This is a genomic window from Marinifilum sp. JC120, assembly GCA_004923195.1.
Taxonomy (GTDB): domain Bacteria; phylum Desulfobacterota; class Desulfovibrionia; order Desulfovibrionales; family Desulfovibrionaceae; genus Maridesulfovibrio.
On the sequence record RDSB01000003.1, the window covers coordinates 87,163 to 104,879 of the forward strand.

Genomic DNA, 17,717 nt, shown 5'->3' on the forward strand with positions numbered 1-17,717 from the left:
TACATTATGGATATAGAAAAAAAACTGGACGGGTTAGTCAAGCGGGTCCAGTATGCGCGTGATATTCTCGGTGATGCCGAGGACAGACGCCTTACTGCCTTCGCAGGCAAGCTTGATGCCTTCCTTGAAACCAGCATAAATAAGACTCAGGAAGAACTGTGGGATAAGCTCAATACTTACGATGAGAGCCTCGCAGTGCTGGAAAAAGACCTCGATAAAACCCTGTCCGCCATGGACAAGGTGCGCATCGTCCGTCATTCCGAGAGAATTTGCCTCGAAGACATCCTTGAAAACGTCTACGACAATTACACTGTTGTAGGTGGTAAGGATGACATGAGCATTGACCCCGGCATGGTTATCGCCAGGGCCTACATAACCCGCCGCGTGGGCAAAAAAGTCCACAACCAGCCGGTGATGGTCGTAGGTCAGGAAAAAGGACATGGTCAGGAATTCCGCAATGGCGGCTGCATCAAACCGTGGGGTAATGCCAATGCCCTGCGCTACATGAAAGTTGCCGCACGCGAAAATATCCCCATCCACACCTATGTTTTCACCCCCGGCTCCTATCCGGTAGAAGATTACCCCGGTGCAGCGCAGCAGATCGCGGAAAACATCTACGAGATGTGCGGCCTTGATGTGCCGGTCATTTCCGTTATTTCCGAAGGCGGCTCCGGCGGTGCAGAAGCCATCGCCATGGCCGATAAACGCCTCATGCTTTCCCACGGATACTATTCCGTTATCTCCCCCGAAGGTGCTGCCGCAATTGAAGGCCGTATCCGCGGCGGAGAACGCGCTCCCGCAGAACTGATCGAAACCTGTGCCAAATCCCAGTGCATCACTGCGGACGATAATCTGCGTTTCGGTTACATTGATGGCGTTATCCATGAGCCCGCTCTTGGTGCGCGTCCCGAACATTTTGATTTTTACAAGATGGTCCGTGCTGAAGTTATCCGAGCTACAGATGAAGTAGTTCTGAGCGTTAAAGGCCTTCGCCTGTTCAGTAAAGCGGCCATCAAAAATCGCAATAAAAAAGATATTACCGACGAATCCGTATTCGTACGCTGGCAGATCAGCCCCAATGCCAAGGACAGGCTGCTCTGGAAGCGTTACAAAAAATACCGCCGCATGGCACAGGATGCTTTCGACGACAAACGTTCCTTCCTTGAAAAGCTCAACTCCGCAAAAGTTGATGCCATGGCTGCTGCGTACTCCACCGTACGCTACGACATGATCAGGAAGTACCAGTCCAAGATTCAGGCCCTTGCTGATGAAGCCAAGGACGAAATGCATGTTGTGACCAACAAATTCGATAAGCTCAAACACATGCTCCTCGGCAAGATGGGCGCGAGTACCAAGAGCGTGTCAGAAGTTGAAGCGGCTCTGACCAATCTTTCCGAAGATTCAGAACCGGATATTCCGCCGTCTGATTATCGCCACTATGTTAGCCCGCGTGCCAGCGAAGACAAGGAAATCACCTGTCCCAACGCTGAAAAGAACGGCTGCCTCGAAATCTGGTCCCGTGACCTTTTCGATGAATTTGCCGGGGTATGCCCCACTTGCGGACACCATTTTCCCATGGAGTACCGCTGGTACATGGCCAACCTCTTCGACTGGGGCACTGTGCGTGAATTCAACAAATCCATCTGCTCAGCCAACCCCACCGGCTTTCCCAACTATCAGGAAAGACTTGATGGAGCTAAGGCCAAGACCGGGCTGCAATCCGGTTGCATCACCTATGAAGGTGCCATTAAGCACACCAAGGTGACCTGTGCTACCCTCGTAGCTCCCTTTCGGGGCGGTTCCGTAGGTGCAGCAGAAGGCGAGAAATTCATCCGCGCCCTTGAGCTGGCAGGCAAGAAACGTTACCCCTTCCTCGCATACGTACACGGTACTGCCGGAATCCGTATTCAGGAAGGAACTAACGGCCTTATCCAGATGCCGCGCGTAACCATGGCTGTACGCCGTTACATCGAGTCCGGCGGACTCTATATCGTACTTTACGATACCAATTCCTACGCCGGACCGGTTGCAAGTTTCCTCGGCTGCTCACCATACCAGTACGCAGTACGCTCCTGCCGCATCGGCTTTGCGGGTCCGGGCGTTATCAAAGAAACTACCGGCATGGACATCCCGCCGGATTACCATTCCGCATACAACGCGCTCTCCAGAGGTCACATTCAGGACATCTGGGATCGCCGCGACATCCGCCGCAACCTGCATCAGGCATTTCTGACCGTAGGTGGCCGCAACCTCTATTACAGATAATACACCACACACCCCTCATATACAGAATGCCCCCTGTTCCTTTTTGGAACAGGGGGCATTCTAGTTGAAAGCAGATTTGATGCGCTTCGCGCTTTTGATTAAATGATTTCGCCTCCGGCGGCTAAAACCCTTTTTGTAAAAAGGGTTTTAGAATCCCAAAAATTTTTATTTGGCTTCGCCGTTTCGTCTTCTTTTCTCGATACGCTGTCATTGTTCCAGATAGTAGTGTATAAATAAGTCAGGAGTGAACCCTTTAAACGGGAGACAGCAAATGAAACAGGCAATAAAATTATTTTTTATAGTATTATTAACAGCCCTCCTACTGCCTACAGTGTCCATCGCCCAAAACATGGCCGACGGACTTCAATGCCCTTCTGGATGGCAAAGTAGCAAAAGGATGCCTCCGCTGTGGGACGTCAACCACCTTCTCAAACAATGCACTCCGCAGACAAATGATGCTGTAATTCAATTATACGCAAAAAGAACCTCAGATTCACTGGTTGCAGAACTTGAAAAATGGACTCAGAGATTAAAAAGCAAAGGCTTACCGTACCAACGTTTTTTAAACGAACAGCCGGGACACGTCTCCGGCTATCCGGCAATACTCAGATTTTTTTCAGGCTGGGACCGTAATGGAAAATGGTATGATTCATATCTTGTGGTTTCACGCTACCGGGGAACAAACTATATTTTCATAGGCTATGCAATGAAAGGACATGACCGGGTCAGAATTCAAATGAGAAATGCCATGAACGCATGGCATTATCCCGGTGTGTCAGGACCGACGAATTCAGGCTATTCGAACACTAACAATAACCAGCAGAGCTTACCGAACCAAGGTTCGGTTATCAGTCAGAATACGGACCTCAATACTAACGTAAACATAAACCCGACAATAAATGTGAATAGACCGGGCTGCACACGTCAGACCAGCCACAGCACCACGAACACAATCAACGACTCGGGCAACTCATATTCAAACAGTCAGGACACGGATTCTTCCAACTCAGGGAACACATATCAAAACAGGCAGGACACTAAGCCTGATACCAACGACAGCCCCCCCGACAACTCGAACAACAACGACAATAACCAAAACACCAACCGCCCCTCAGACAACGAATATCTCGATTATATGCTGAAATAGGCATCACCATCCCTTCAACAAACATGAAGAAGCCCCTTGCAACGTCAGTTGCAAGGGGCTTTTAATTGCTGGTATTCTTTTTATTTCTTCTGCTTTTCTAGTTTTTTGAGTGCCGTATTCAACAGACTAAGCATATCTTTATTCTTCGCTTGTGCATAATAATCACGCGCCTTCAGCAGATAAACTCCTGCCTGATCATAATTCTTCTGCTCAAGGTACAAAGCACCGAGATTTAAATCACTGAGTGCAACCATATTTTTATCCTCTTGCAGGACAAATACATTTCGTGCTTCTTGAAATCTGATTTCAGATTTTTTAAATTCAGCCTGTCTGAAGTACAACCCGCCCAGAGAATAACAAGAAATTCCCTGAATCAAAGGTAGGCTATATTTGCGACTCAGGTCGTAAGCTTTCAAGTAGTTCTCTTCGGCTTTTGAAAAATGCTGTTGCAGCAATTCATGCGCCCCGACAATAACATATCCACTTGCTTCCTCCAGCCCGCTGACCTCGCCTTTGCGCTGCTTCACCAACTGCTGAAAAAAATCTATTCCCCCGGACATATCCCCGATAACAAATGAGCTTAGCCCCAGAACAGCATAAAGTTCATCTATTTCTTTTTCAGCACCTAAATCCGTATAAATTTTAAGAGCATCAATCCAGTCAGCCATGGCCTTAATGGGCTTCTTCTGCTCAAATCTAATATCGCCCATCTGCTTATAAATTTTAGCCACATGCTCACGCATTTTCAGAGAAGCATAAATCTTTTGCGCTTTGCCGTAGCTGGTGATGGCCTGATCTTTTTTGACCTGCCCTTTATAAAAATCGGCATAAAGCAGATAACTCATAGCAAGACCAAGCTTATATCCCGTATCCTGATAGCCGGATACCGCCTTACGGATATAGCCTTCGGAAAGCAGCCACTTCTGCTGATCCACATACAACCTGCCCAGCTTCAAATTCATGGCCGCAACATCTTTCTTCCAGCCGAATTTTTCATACTCTTTCAACGCCCTGCCATAATAAATTTCAGCGCAATAACTATCCTTAAGCTGTTCGCAAATCATGCCCAACTGGAATAGACCTATCGCCACACGGTGATCATTACCTGCGGCCTTACTCTTTTCCACGGACTTCAAAAAATAATTTTTTGCCAACTTTGCCTTACCGCGCATACGATAGCTATAGGCCATCTCACTGGAAACTATGGCCTGAACGGAATCATCCCCAGCTTTTTGGGCCTGATACATGGCTTTGCGCAAGAGAACTTCCGCATTGGAATACTTGCACATGCGATTCAAATAAATCCCCAGATTCATCATGGCCTGATAGTTTCCGGGTTCATGCCCGCTAGCCCGATAGAGTATATTCACCCCGGAAACGGGATCATAAAACATTTTTAACTGCCCGCAATGACGCAATAAAACTGCCGCCCCTTGCGGGTCACTTATCACATCACGCACATATTTTTCCTTAAACCAATTTGCGGCCGGTCGGACATCGCCCTTATCCATGGCAGCAAGGGCTGCGACGGCTTTCTTATCACCCTTATTTTGATCCAAGAAAAGAGAAGCCTGTATAAGACCAGCTTTAAGTGGAGGATAAGATTCCCGATCCTTAAAAAGCGTGCGGTGCTTTCTAACCCTCTTTAAAGCACTCACAAAAGCCTTCTCAGCCTGCTTATTCAAACGGACGCCTTCTTTTACAACATCCCCGGTATCGGCAACAGGCTTGTCCGCAGTCTTGCAGGATATGCAAATAAAACAAAGAAATATGCCAGTGAGCAGTAGAGGCAATTTAATTTTCAATACATCAAAACGATTAGGCATTTCCAACTCCTGAAAATAAAATCAAACAAATAGAACAATAATCAAAATAAGCATCACCCCACTACCCTGACTCCGCCCTAAATATCAAGTGCAAAAAAAAGGCACACCATAAAGTGGTATGCCCGAAACAATTAAATTTTATCCACATTGCACAAAGAAGCCCCCCTGTTCCTAATGAAACAGGGGGGCTTTTAGTTGATTCGTATAAACTCTTATCAGCTTATTTGCTGCTTCCGTTATCAATAGTTGAAACGGTTGCAGATATTTCACCGGAGGTATCTACTGTTTTGCAGGATATGCAAAAAAAACAAAGCAGCAGACCAAGAGCTAAAACAGGTAATTTAATTTTCGAAAATTTTAAATCAGAAAACATTTTATTCTCCTGCAGACGATAATAAATTATCTACTTCTTACCTTTCTTTTCCTGCGCAATGCGCTCCATATCTTCCTCATAAGAGGCGATATTCCACGGAAAGGATTTACGGGCGGTCATAACAGCGAAATTCTCAACTTCCTGTACCCATTGACGGTAATCCTCAAGTACCCGCTCTCCAAGCGGGGTCAGACTACAGCCCTTGCGGCCACGGGTTTTAAGCACGAGTGAATCGCCAAGCACTTCTTCGGTATTTTTGAGCCTGCCCCATGCCGCACGGTAAGACATGCCGAGTGCCTTGGCCGCCTTATTCAGCGACCCCTGTGTCTCAATCTGCTCCAGCAGTTGCGCCCTTCCGAGACCGAAAAGCATACCGTCTTCTGTTTCCAGCCACAGATTCAACCGCACTCTCGGACAGAAATTTTCATCACTCGACATCAAGCACCCTCCTGCATATTTACCAATCACTTTTGAATTAATGTTTTAATTAGCATAAACAAAGCTGTCCACAAAGTATACGCTTCTGACTCATGAGAATAAATCTATATTCGGTAAAATCAAGCACAGGGTAAAAATAAGATAATGCCCGCTGAATGCTTGCTTTTCCTGAGACTGTAACTAAACTCCTAGCTCCGCAGCCGATTCCTACTTTCCTCTGATTCCATTATACCGGATAAATAGTATACGGTTATTTACGATTTTGAATTAATACGGAGTTTTTCCCGCTTATGAATATGACCACCGCAGACATGACCAACGCTCCATACAGAACCATATGGAACCTGTCATGGCCGCAAATCCTGATGATGCTCTTTCACCTGATGATCGGCCTTGTGGACGTCTGGGTAGCATCTAAACTGGGCCGCGAAATTCAGGCCTCCATGGGCATGATCAGTCAGTCCCTGTTTTTCTTTCTGGTCATTGCCATGGCGACTGCAAATGGATCAGTAGCCGCAATCAGCCAGTCCATCGGTGCGGGCATGATGCTGAGGGCAAAACGATACGTAGGTCTATGCTGCATCCTCGGGGCCATTTTAGGTCTGATTATTTTCACCTTCGGCTTTCCCTACCGAAACGGAATCCTGACCGTTTTACAAGTTCCTGATGAGATGCGTTATGTGATGGAATATTTCATCGAAGTATTCCTCTATCTTGTACCTATTTACTACATGCTCATCATTACCAACGCGGTTTTCCGGGCGCAAAAAAAAGTAATGCTGCCCCTGTACAGCATGATCATTGTAACTACCACCAACACCATCGGTGATTTAGGATTAGGTTTAGGTATGTGGGGACTGCCCGATCTCGGCTATAAAGGCCTTGCCTGGGCAACATTCGGCTCCGTAACCATGGGGGCAATCTTCAACCTCGCGGTTCTGTACCGTTCCGGCGACCTGCGCCGCAAATGCATTGCCCCGCTAAAGTGGATGAAAAGTGCCTTCCCGTACCTTTTTAAAGTAGCATGGCCCAGCGGATTGATGCAGCTGGTCTGGCATTCCGGCTACATGGTACTCTACTCCATCACCGCCAGCCTGCCCGAAGGCAACGTCATTGCACTTGCAGGCATGACTGCGGGAATCCGCATTGAATCAATCCTTTTTCTGCCTGCTTTTGCCTTCAACATGACTGCTTCAATCATCATTGGGCATTACCTCGGAGACGGCAAAGCTGACGAGGCCAAAAAATTCGGGTATAGAATACTGTTTCTGGCTATCGGATTTCTAAGCATCACCGCCATTCTATTGTGGCAGGTTATTTATCCGGTAACTTCCATCATCGCCCCGGAACAGGTGGTCCTTGATGAAGCAGTAAACTATCTTTACTATAATATGCTCGCCATCCCGTTTACCCTGACCTCCATGATCATGGCCGGGGCCTTAAACGGGGCAGGAGCGACTATCTACAACCTGTTCATTTTTGCCATTACCGTCTGGGGATGCAGGCTGCCGCTGGCCTACTTTCTCGGCCACGAAGTACTTCATTCCGCCACCGGAATCTGGATGGCCATGCTTATTTCTCAGGGATTACAGGCCGCCATCATTTTTTACACATTCTCGTGCAAAAACTGGCAGAAATTCAGTATGATCAATAAAAAGAAGAAAAGGACCAATAATGACTAACGAATTCAAACCCATAACCCTTGAATGTCAGGATAAATTTGACGAATCTCTCGCGGCCTGCCCACAACGGACTTCCGACTACACTTTTGCAAACATCTGGGGCTGGACCGAACACTACGGACTTGAGCTGCGTTGCGGACAATCCGGGCTGATTCATGTGCGGCAGACCAAGCCCGAAATCATTAACTGGGCACCCATCGGAGATTGGTTCAGCGCAGACTGGGAAAAGTGCGAACTTATGAACACCCCGGGAACCAAATTCACCCGCGTCCCCGAAACACTGGCCCTACATCTCAAGGATATATTCGGCGACAAGATAGAAATAACCGAGAACCGCGACCATTTCGATTACGTTTATTCCGTGCAGGAACTCATAGAGCTACGCGGCAACCGTTTCCACAAAAAGAAAAATCTCTATCGCCAGTTCATGAAAAAATACGATTACGAGTACCGTGAAATCACCCCGGACTGCGTAGAAGAAGTGTTGGAAATGCAGCTCGAATGGTATCGCTGGCAGGAAGAAAACAATCACTCCGATGCTCTTGTGGCTGAGAACGAAGCAATCGCCAAGGTTCTTAAGGAAATGGACACCATCAAGAATCTTTCCGGGGGGACCCTGCGTATCGGTAACCGCATTATCGCCTACACCATTGCCGAGCCACTCGGTGACGACACCATCGTTATCCATTTTGAAAAAGGGAACACCTATTTCAAAGGCGTTTACCAAGCCATCAACCAGATGTTTCTGGAGAACAATGCCAGCGACAGAAAGTTCGTCAATCGCGAACAGGATCTCGGCGAGCCCGGATTGCGCAAAGCAAAAGAATCATACAACCCCGTAAATTTTATGAAGAAGTATGAATTGACCGTATTATAGATGTATGCCTCCGGCGGCTCTCCGAGAGCCAAAGAAACTTTTTGGAAAAAGTTTCTCTGGACTCTTCAAAAACTTTTAATCGGGCTTCGCCGCTGGTTACGTAGAACTTTCTGAGAATCTAGTGAATAAAAAAACAATTAAAAGGTTTTGGGATTCTTAAACCCTTTTGCAAAAGGGTTTAAGGCCCCCGGCAGGGCCGCCGGAGGCTGTATTATGTTTTTTAATCAAAAAGAAAGAAAAAGATTTGTAGTGCTGGGGCTGGATGGACTTCCGGCCTCTCTTGCTTTGCAGTGGGCAAATAAATTGCCCAATCTGGGCCGTATTGCAGGTAAATGCGAGCCTATCTCAGCCGAACTGCCGGAACTTTCCCCAGTAAACTGGACTTCGTTCTTCACTGCGCAGAAGCCGGAAAAGCACGGCCTTTACGGGTTCACTTCCATTAATCCGCAAAACTACACGCTTTCCATCAATAACTTTGAGCAGGTACTTTGTCCGACCATTTTTGATGCGCTGGGTGAAAAGGGACTGGTTAGCAAGGTAATCAACCTGCCCAACACCTACCCCGCCAAACCATTGCGGGGCATGATCATTTCAGGCTTTGTGGCTGACTCACTTGAAAGGGCAGTGCAGCCTCCATTCCTGCTCGGGCCATTGCGTGATACCGGCTACCAGCTTGAAGCTGACACCAGCCGGGGAATCATGGACCCGGACTATCTTTTCGATCAGGTTGCACTCACCCTCGACTGCCGCTTGAATGCCCTTGAAATGCTCTGGAACGATCTTGCGTGGGATTTGTTCACCATCGTCTTTACGGAGACAGACCGCCTTTTCCACTTTTTTTATCCCGCTTTCGAGGACGAAAACCATCCGCTTTATCCCAAGGCTGCTGAATTCATGCACAGGTGGGACCGGGCAATCGGTATTGTGCTCGATAAATTCAAAGCTCTACCGGGTGAGAAAAAACTAATTTCATTCGCCGACCACGGTTTTGCAACCCTTGAAACCGAAGTGGACCTGAATACCTTCCTCGTGCAGCACGGATACCTTGAGTATACCCGCCCCGCAAAGGACCAATGGGATTCCACAATCATCTCTCCGAGCAGTAAAGCATTTGCCCTTGATCCCGGAAGAATATATATCCATACGTCTGATCGTTTCAGGCGAGGACAGGTCAATCCAGAACAAGCACTGAACATCGCTTCTGAAATAGCTGCGAAGCTCATGCAACTCGAATTCAATGGCCAACAGGTCATGGATTCAGTGCAGACAACGCGCGAAGTTTACGGAGACAGCCCCATAGGTGACCCGCCGGACCTGATCTGCACAGCCAGACCGGGATTCGATCTCAAAGCCAAATTTGACCGGGCTGAAATATTCGGATTCCACGGTAGAACCGGAACGCACACTGTAAAAGACGCATTCTTCTACAGTTCAGACGGGCAGCAGATAAGCACCATGCACCAGACCGGACAAATGGTTCTTGACTGGTTTAATATTACTTTGACAGATTAATCTCTCCGAGGGCCAAAGAACCCTTTGCAAAGGGTTCTCTGGACTCTCCTAAACCTTTTAGTAAGCTTCGCATGTAGCTTACTAAAACGACATAATAAATTTAACTGACAACAATTCACACGAAACGGCGAAGCCTAATAAAAGTTTTTGGGATTCTTAAACCCTTTTTGCAAAAAGGGTTTAAGGCCCCCGGCAGGGTCGCCGAAGGCTATATATCATGATAGATTTTCAGAAAGAATTAAACCCGGCTCAGTATGAAGCAGCTACATATCCGCAGGGTCCGGTACTGGTTATTGCCGGTGCTGGCAGCGGTAAAACACGTACTATTGTTTACCGTCTGGCATGGCTGGTGGAACAGGGCATCCCGCCCGAATCCATTTTGCTGATGACCTTCACCCGCAAAGCCGCACAGGAAATGCTGCAACGTACCGAACTGATTCTGGGCAGAGACCTGCACGGCACTCAGGGCGGAACCTTCCATGCTTTTGCTTATTCAATACTACGCCAAAACGCTGCTGAAATAGGATTCCCCAACGGCATCACCCTCATGGACCGCAGTGATTCTGAAGCAGCGGCTAAGGAAGTCAAAGACAGCCTGAAATTCGGTAAAGGTGACCGCTCATATCCTAAAAAATCCACCCTATTGGATATGATCAGCAAATCGCGCAATAAGGAAATCTCCATCGATACGCTGGTCAATTCCGAGGCCTTTCATCTGGCGACTTACGCTTCAGAAATGGAAGAAATCGCCAAAGGTTACGCTGTCTATAAAAAACAGCACGGACTGATGGACTATGACGACCTGCTCTTCTATCTGGAAAAACTACTCCAAGAAGATAAATTTCTGCGTAATTCCCTGCGTTCGCGCTACCAGTACATCATGGTGGACGAATATCAGGATACCAACCTTGTGCAAGCCCGCATCGTACAACTGCTTGCCGGAAAGAACGGCAATGTCATGGCTGTTGGTGACGATGCCCAGTCCATCTACTCTTTCCGTGGTGCGGACGTTACCAACATCCTAAAATTTCCTGATATTTTCGAAGAGGTGAAAATAGTGCGGCTGGAACAGAATTACCGCTCCACCCAACCTATCCTCGACCTGACCAATGCCATTTTGGATGGGGCCGAGATCAAATTCGACAAAAAACTTTTCACCGAACAGACTTGGGGCAACAAGCCACAGCTCATGGTTCCGCTCAGTGACTTCAGTCAGTCCAACCGCGTGCTGGACCGGATCATTGAATTACAAAAAAAGCATGGCCCGGAAGAAGTGGCTGTTCTTTTTCGCGCCGGATACCAGAGTTACGGGCTGGAAGTGGCCCTCAAACGTCTGGGAGTAGGCTTCAAAAAATACGGCGGCCTGAAATTTAACGAAGCCGCGCATATTAAAGATGTGCTGGCCTTCATGCGCTTAATTAGCAACCCGGCGGATATCATCGCTTGGCAGCGTACCCTTGGACACATTAAGGGAGTAGGTCCCAAGACTGCAACTAAAATTGCTCAAGCTGTAATCTCCGCAGACCAGAAGGCACTAGGCAAATTCACCAAGAAATACCAATTACTACAGGACATTCTGCGCGATCTTGACGGGCTGCGGAAAAAGAACTCCTCCCCGGCAACCTGCCTTGAAATAATCGTTCCGCTTTACAGGCCGCTGCTGGTTGCCCAATACCCGGACGATTATCCGCGACGCGAGGCCGGAATTGAACAGCTCAGCCAGATTGCATCAAACTACGATGATCTGGAATATTTCCTGACCGACCTTTGCCTTGATCCCGATCAGCACAACGAGGAAGAGAAAGAGGAAGATGTAGTCACCCTTTCCACCATCCATTCCGCCAAAGGTCTGGAATGGAATGCGGTCATCATCATTGATCTTGTGGAGGATCGTTTTCCTTCCCGCAAATCCATGCAAAAGCCCAATGAGTATGAAGAGGAACGCCGTCTACTCTACGTAGCCTGCACCCGTGCGCGGCAGGAGCTTATCATGTGCGCCCCGGCTTCCATCAACCGCAAGAACACCGATTTCTCCGAACCTGCGGTGCCCAGCCCGTTTCTGCGCGAGCTGGATCCCGAGCTTTTCGATGAACTACAGGAATCCTATTCCGGCGGCATGGCGAAAAAGAAAAACAGGGTGGCACAGCCCGATCCCTACTCCGCTCCTTCGGTCTCAACCACCACGAAGCCCTCGCCCATGAAGCTGGGTCATTGCAAGCACAAGATATTCGGGCGCGGCAAGATCATTGAACGCATCGAGCCTAACAAGCTGCGTATCAATTTTCCCGGCTTCGGACCCAAAGTGATCGTCGAAGATTTCGTAGAGATGTTGTAGGGAAATTATGACTCAATTAAATTCAGAACAGGATTTCCTGACCCTGATCGATAAATACTTCCCGTCCGAGAACGGCCATGTCACCCTTGGACGCGGGGACGACTGCTCTGTCCTGCGTGCAGGGAAAGACTTGTGCATCAGTAAAGACTTGTTTCTTGAAGACGTACATTTCAGAAGATCATACTTCTCACCGACAGACATCGGCTATAAATCCCTTGCGGTAAATATCAGTGATATTGCGGCCATGGGCGGTCAGCCTTGCGGATTCGCGCTGGGCCTGATTATTCCGCCCAGTCTGGAAAATGAATTCTGGGAACCTTTCTTTAAATCCATGTCCGCTCTCGCGCAACAGCATGGACTGATTCTAGCCGGAGGTGACCTTTCCGGTGGGCAATATCTTGGAATTTCAGTGACTGTCTGGGGAGAATCTGCGGGGGGTAGATTTCTTTCACGGGGAAATGCTGTGCCGGGGGATATTCTATTCCTGCACGGTTCTGCGGGCATGGCCCGCACTGGACTACTGGCCCTTGAAGAGTCTGGAACAGAAGCAGCTAAAATTTACCCCAAATGCGTGCAAGCCCACCTGCGCCCGCCCATGCGCGTTGCTACCGGGATAAAGCTGGCCCAGTCGCCTCACGTGAAAGGACTAATGGACCTTTCAGACGGTCTGGCCCGAGATTTGCCCCGTTTTCTGGGATGTTGTGAAGGAAATTTAGGAGCTGAAATTTCACTGGATGAATCGCAGTTGCAAGAAGAAATCGTTCGCTATGCTGAATCAAAATCGATTTCCGCAACAGAGCACGCCTTTCTCGGAGGAGAAGATTACGCCCTGTTCGGGGCCGCTTCTGCTGAAGGATTTGCAGAATTAAAAGCAGCAATCCCCGGCCTGTACCAGATAGGCACGATCACCGGGGACAGCAAAATATTACTCAACGGCAAAGAGTATACATCTGAAGGATTCGATCACTTTTCTGGATAAACACCCAGCGAAGCTTAATAAAAGTTTTTGAAGTGTGCAGAGAAACTTTTTCCAAAAAGTTTCTTTGCTCCCCGAAGGGCCGCCGGAGGCTTTTCTAACTCCATCCCAAGGCCGTAATATATTTATACATGACCCAAAAATGGCAAAAGCTTCCGGCCATGACAAACACATGAAATATTTCATGGAAACCGAAGAACTCCGGCCACGGATTGGGACGCTTCAGAGCATAAATTACCGCGCCGACTGAATACATGATCCCGCCTGCCAGCAGCCAAAGCAAAGCCCCGGTCTGTAAAGCCTGAATCAATGGGTACGCCCCCACAATCACCAGCCAGCCCATGGCAAGATAAAATCCAGTGGACAGCCAGCGCGGCGCGTTGAGCCAAACCATCTTGGTAATGATCCCGGCCACAGCCATAGACCAGATCGCAACGAACAATGACCAGCCCCAAGCCCCCTTCAGCCCCACAAGGCAGATGGGTGTGTAAGTGGCGGCTATATAAATGTAGATCATGGAATGGTCTAGCTTACGCAGCCACAGGATGCCCTGTTTGGAAAGGGGTAACCAGTGGTAAAGAGTACTGGCAAGGTAGAGCAAAATCATGCCCCCGCCGAATACAGAAAAAGTAACCACATGCATCACGCTAGTCGGATTGACTGAAGAAACCAGCAGCATAACCAGCCCTGCGATGGCAAGGCAAAAGCCTATAAAATGAGTTAACCCGCTCATGGGGTCGCGTACATATTGCAGCATAACATCCCGTCCTTGAATAGCGAATTTTATAGCATCTTGGGCCCTGACATTTTCCCCAAAAACAGCTTGCAGAAAAATCTGCAAAAAACGGGCAAACGCACACATTCAAACGATCGTTTAAATACAAGATAATCAGAATACACAAAAAAAGCCCGTAACACCAGCGGTGTTACGGGCCATTATCATCTATAGAACGTACAGAGCGGCTCTTATGATATAATCAGGACTATTCGGAAAGCATGCGAACTGCGCAGAATTTTCCGCACATAGCGCATTCTTTTTCATCTTTGTGATCTTTTCTACGGGCGCAGGCCAGAGCGGGGTCAATTGCCAATTCGGCAATGCGGTCCCAGTCAAGCTCCTTACGTGCGATAGAAATGTCTTTGTCGCGCTGAACAGCATCTTTACGGCCAAGCCCAACTTCACCGCACTGAGCGGCAACGAGGGAAGCCTTTACACCATTCCAGACGTCGTCAATTTCGGGCAGGGTCAGGTGCTCTGCGGGAGTAAGATAGCAGAGGAAGTCCACGCCGTTCATAACAGCAATTGCACCACCGATGGCGCCGGCAATGTGGTCATAGCCGGGAGCGGAATCAGTAACCAGAGGTCCGAGGACGTAGAGAGGTGCGTTATAGGTTGCAGCCTTGATACCGCGAATCTGTGCTTCCACAAGATTCATGGGCACGTGGCCGGGGCCTTCGATCATGGCCTGAACGCCATATTCGTGAGCACGCTTGGCAAGCTTGCCGAGTACGAGAACTTCTTCCCACTGCGCAGCATCACCAGCGTCTTCACCAGCACCGGGACGGAGGCCGTCACCAAGGCTAAGAGTTACGTTGTGCTTGAGGCAGATTTCGAGAATTCTGTCGTAGTTAGTGAGCAGCGGGTTTTCCGCATCGTTATCACGCATCCAACGGGCAAGAATAGAGCCGCCACGGGAAACAATTCCCAGCAGACGCTCACCTTCTTCAGTCGCCCATTCTGCGCCACGACGGGTCAAGCCGCAATGCAGGGTCATGAAATCCACACCCTGTTCAGCTTCCTTTTCAACTTCAGCGAGAAGTTCATCAATGGAGAAACCTGCGGGATCTTCATCGCGAGCAACATACTGCTGAGCCATTGCATAGATAGGCACGGTACCGAGAGGCAGCGGGCACTGAGCCAACATATCGGTCCTGATTCCATCAAGATCACCATCAGTGGAAAGGTCCATCACAGCGTGTGCACCAGCTTTCCATGCGGTATCAAGTTTCTTCATTTCCTTTTCACGGTCACTCTTAAAAGGAGAAGTACCGATGTTAGCGTTTACTTTTACCTTTGCGGGCTGCCCGATGAGGGTGGGAGTTACATTCTTGTGATTGGGGTTCCCAAGCAGAACCATGGTCCCGTCTTCAATGCCCTGAATAATGGTCTCTTTAGAAAGACCTTCGCTCTTGCAAAGTTCATCAATGCTGGAATCAAATATGCTTTTGAGAGCTTTATTTTTTGAAAACATCTGATTTCCTTATAACGTTATTTAGGATTGTGCATTTTTCGTATTATCAATGGTGTCTGTACAGGCAAGTCCTTACCTCAATTCGCCGCGGGGTACAATGGAACTTTTTGCCCCGAAACTAAATAAGAGCCGGACTTCCCGAACATTTCGATAGAACGTCGCATTACTTTTCCATTAATTTTTTACGCTTAAAGTCTGTCATTTCAGAATTTTATCATGGAAAATTAAACAGATACAAAATCAAATTTGCAATTATGAGAAAATTCTAGTAGATCAGCAAATCATATTTTCTTGCGATTCATAATATTTCAAGGGGGAAATTTAAAATGCGCAATTGGAGAGGACTGTTATTACTCACAGTACTATTTACAATGCTGTGTCAGCCTGCTTTTGCGGCTGACTCAAGCCTCGGCCCGGCTAATGCTCTGAAATTCGGCATGTGGACTCTTATTCCACCACTGGTTGCTATCGTTCTTGCTTTCATCACCAAGAACGTTGTTCTTTCACTGCTCATCGGTGTATTTTCCGGTGCATTCATGCTTGAAGTCGGCGACTTCAATATTTATGATGGATTCGTCAATGGTTTCCTGAGACTTTCCAATGAAATTCTTACTTCTCTTGCTGATCCGTGGAACGCTGGTATTGTACTTCAGTGCCTCGCCATCGGTGGTCTTATTGCACTGGTATCTAAAATGGGTGGAGCCAAAGCAATTGCTGATGCTCTTGCTAAAAAAGCCAAAAGCCCCAGAAGCTCACAGTTCGTAACCTGGGTGCTCGGCCTGTTCATCTTTTTCGATGACTACGCAAACTCACTGACCGTCGGTCCTATCATGCGCCCTGTCACTGACAAAATGAAAGTTTCCCGCGAGAAACTTGCCTTTATTATTGATGCAACAGCCGCTCCCATCGCCGGTATTGCGCTGATCTCCACATGGGTAGCCTACGAAGTAGGTCTCATCCGTGACGGTTTGCAGGGCATCGGCTACACCATGAATGCATACGGCATCTTTGTAGAAACCATTCCTTATCGTTTTTACAACATTCTCATTCTGGTCTTCATTCTTGCCACTATCTGGTTTATGCGCGAATTCGGCCCCATGTACAAAGCTGAAAATAGAGCACGTACCACAGGCAAACTGCTTGATGACAATGCAAAGCCCATGGTCGCTGATGAAGCAACAGAGCTGGAACCGGTTGAAGGCATAACACCCAGCATCTGGAACGCCATCATTCCCATCGGCACCCTGATCGTTGCAGCATTCCTAGGTTTTTACTTCAACGGATATAACGGCATTATGGGTGGCGACGATGCAGCAGCCAAAGCTGTTTTCGATTCTCCCATGAGCTTCCTGGCTATTCAAGAAGCTTTCGGTGCTTCCGATGCTTCTGTTGTTCTCTTTCAGGCTGCTCTCATAGCCGGAATTGTTGCCCTTGCCATGGCAATCGGCAAAAAAATCATGAAAATTGATGAAGCAATTTCCACATGGGTGCAGGGTGTAAAATCTCTGAACATCACCGCAGTAATCCTGCTGCTGGCATGGTCCCTTTCCGGTATCATTAAAGAACTCGGAACCGCTGCTTATCTCGTAAGCGTACTTTCCGATACCATCCCGACCTTCCTGCTGCCCTCCATTATTTTCATAATGGGTTCCATCATCTCTTTTGCAACAGGAACTTCTTACGGAACCATGGGTATCCTCATGCCGCTCTGCATCCCGCTGGCTTTCGCGCTGGTACCCGAGCAGGGCTACGTAATCCTGAACATCGGTGCGGTTCTTACCGGAGCCATCTTCGGCGACCACTGCTCCCCCATCTCGGACACCACCATCCTGTCCTCTATGGGGTCCGCATGTGACCACATCGATCACACCAGAACACAGCTGTTCTACGCCATCCCGGTAGCAACCATCTCCATCCTGTTCGGTTACATCCCCGCAGGACTCGGAATGCCCGTACTGATCATCCTGCCTGTAGGCGTTTTGGCAGTGCTGGCAACAGTAAGGTTCCTGGGTAAGCCTGTTCCGAACTAGTTCG

12 protein-coding genes are annotated in these 17,717 nt (G+C 48.3%); 8 read left to right on the forward strand and 4 right to left on the reverse strand.

What is annotated here, in order from left to right:
* The first annotated feature begins 6 nt into the window (after positions 1-6).
* Positions 7-2,265, forward strand: a complete 2,259-nt coding sequence (locus D0S45_04515) for an acetyl-CoA carboxylase carboxyl transferase subunit alpha/beta (protein ID TIH18485.1) — start codon at positions 7-9, stop codon at positions 2,263-2,265.
* Positions 2,266-2,536: 271 nt separating this feature from the next.
* Positions 2,537-3,412 (forward strand): hypothetical protein, encoded by an 876-nt coding sequence (locus D0S45_04520; protein TIH18486.1) that lies wholly within the window; start codon positions 2,537-2,539, stop codon positions 3,410-3,412.
* 80 nt (positions 3,413-3,492) lie between these two features.
* Here the strand turns inward: D0S45_04520 and D0S45_04525 are convergent, their stop codons facing one another.
* Both D0S45_04525 and D0S45_04530 read right to left on the reverse strand, forming a co-directional pair.
* A complete protein-coding gene (locus tag D0S45_04525; GenBank protein TIH18487.1) occupies positions 3,493-5,238 on the reverse strand; it encodes a hypothetical protein in 1,746 nt (581 codons plus the stop codon).
* Between the two features lie 403 nt (positions 5,239-5,641).
* Positions 5,642-6,049 (reverse strand): LysR family transcriptional regulator, encoded by a 408-nt coding sequence (locus D0S45_04530; GenBank protein ID TIH18488.1) that lies wholly within the window; start codon positions 6,047-6,049, stop codon positions 5,642-5,644.
* A gap of 290 nt (positions 6,050-6,339) precedes the next feature.
* Between D0S45_04530 and D0S45_04535 the strand changes: the two genes are divergently transcribed.
* The 5 genes from D0S45_04535 to thiL all read left to right on the forward strand — a co-directional run bounded on the left by D0S45_04535 (position 6,340) and on the right by thiL (position 13,434).
* Positions 6,340-7,731 carry an MATE family efflux transporter gene (locus D0S45_04535; GenBank protein ID TIH18489.1) on the forward strand — a complete coding sequence of 464 codons (1,392 nt, stop codon included), beginning with the start codon at positions 6,340-6,342 and terminating at the stop codon, positions 7,729-7,731.
* The gene (locus D0S45_04540) at positions 7,724-8,608 is read left to right on the forward strand and encodes a DUF2156 domain-containing protein (GenBank protein TIH18490.1); all 885 of its coding nucleotides are present in this window, start codon (positions 7,724-7,726) and stop codon (positions 8,606-8,608) included. Before D0S45_04535 ends, D0S45_04540 begins: the two co-directional genes overlap by 8 nt.
* 213 nt (positions 8,609-8,821) lie before the next feature.
* Positions 8,822-10,120, forward strand: a complete 1,299-nt coding sequence (locus D0S45_04545; GenBank protein TIH18491.1) for a phosphodiesterase — start codon at positions 8,822-8,824, stop codon at positions 10,118-10,120.
* A gap of 217 nt (positions 10,121-10,337) precedes the next feature.
* Positions 10,338-12,455, forward strand: coding sequence for an ATP-dependent helicase (locus D0S45_04550; GenBank protein TIH18492.1), 2,118 nt, complete (start codon positions 10,338-10,340; stop codon positions 12,453-12,455).
* A gap of 7 nt (positions 12,456-12,462) precedes the next feature.
* On the forward strand, positions 12,463-13,434 hold the full coding sequence (gene thiL, locus D0S45_04555) for a thiamine-phosphate kinase (GenBank protein ID TIH18493.1): 972 nt from the start codon (positions 12,463-12,465) through the stop codon (positions 13,432-13,434).
* Between the two features lie 94 nt (positions 13,435-13,528).
* On the opposite strand, the gene D0S45_04560 is transcribed toward thiL, so the two are convergent.
* Together D0S45_04560 and thiC are read right to left on the reverse strand one after the other, a co-directional pair.
* Positions 13,529-14,188, reverse strand: a complete 660-nt coding sequence (locus D0S45_04560; protein ID TIH18638.1) for a hemolysin III family protein — start codon at positions 14,186-14,188, stop codon at positions 13,529-13,531.
* Between the two features lie 226 nt (positions 14,189-14,414).
* Positions 14,415-15,683 (reverse strand): phosphomethylpyrimidine synthase ThiC, encoded by a 1,269-nt coding sequence (gene thiC / locus D0S45_04565; GenBank protein ID TIH18494.1) that lies wholly within the window; start codon positions 15,681-15,683, stop codon positions 14,415-14,417.
* Positions 15,684-16,009: 326 nt separating this feature from the next.
* On the opposite strand from thiC, the gene D0S45_04570 reads away from it, so the two are divergent.
* A complete protein-coding gene (locus tag D0S45_04570; GenBank protein ID TIH18495.1) occupies positions 16,010-17,713 on the forward strand; it encodes a Na+/H+ antiporter NhaC family protein in 1,704 nt (567 codons plus the stop codon).
* The last annotated feature ends 4 nt before the right edge of the window (positions 17,714-17,717 follow it).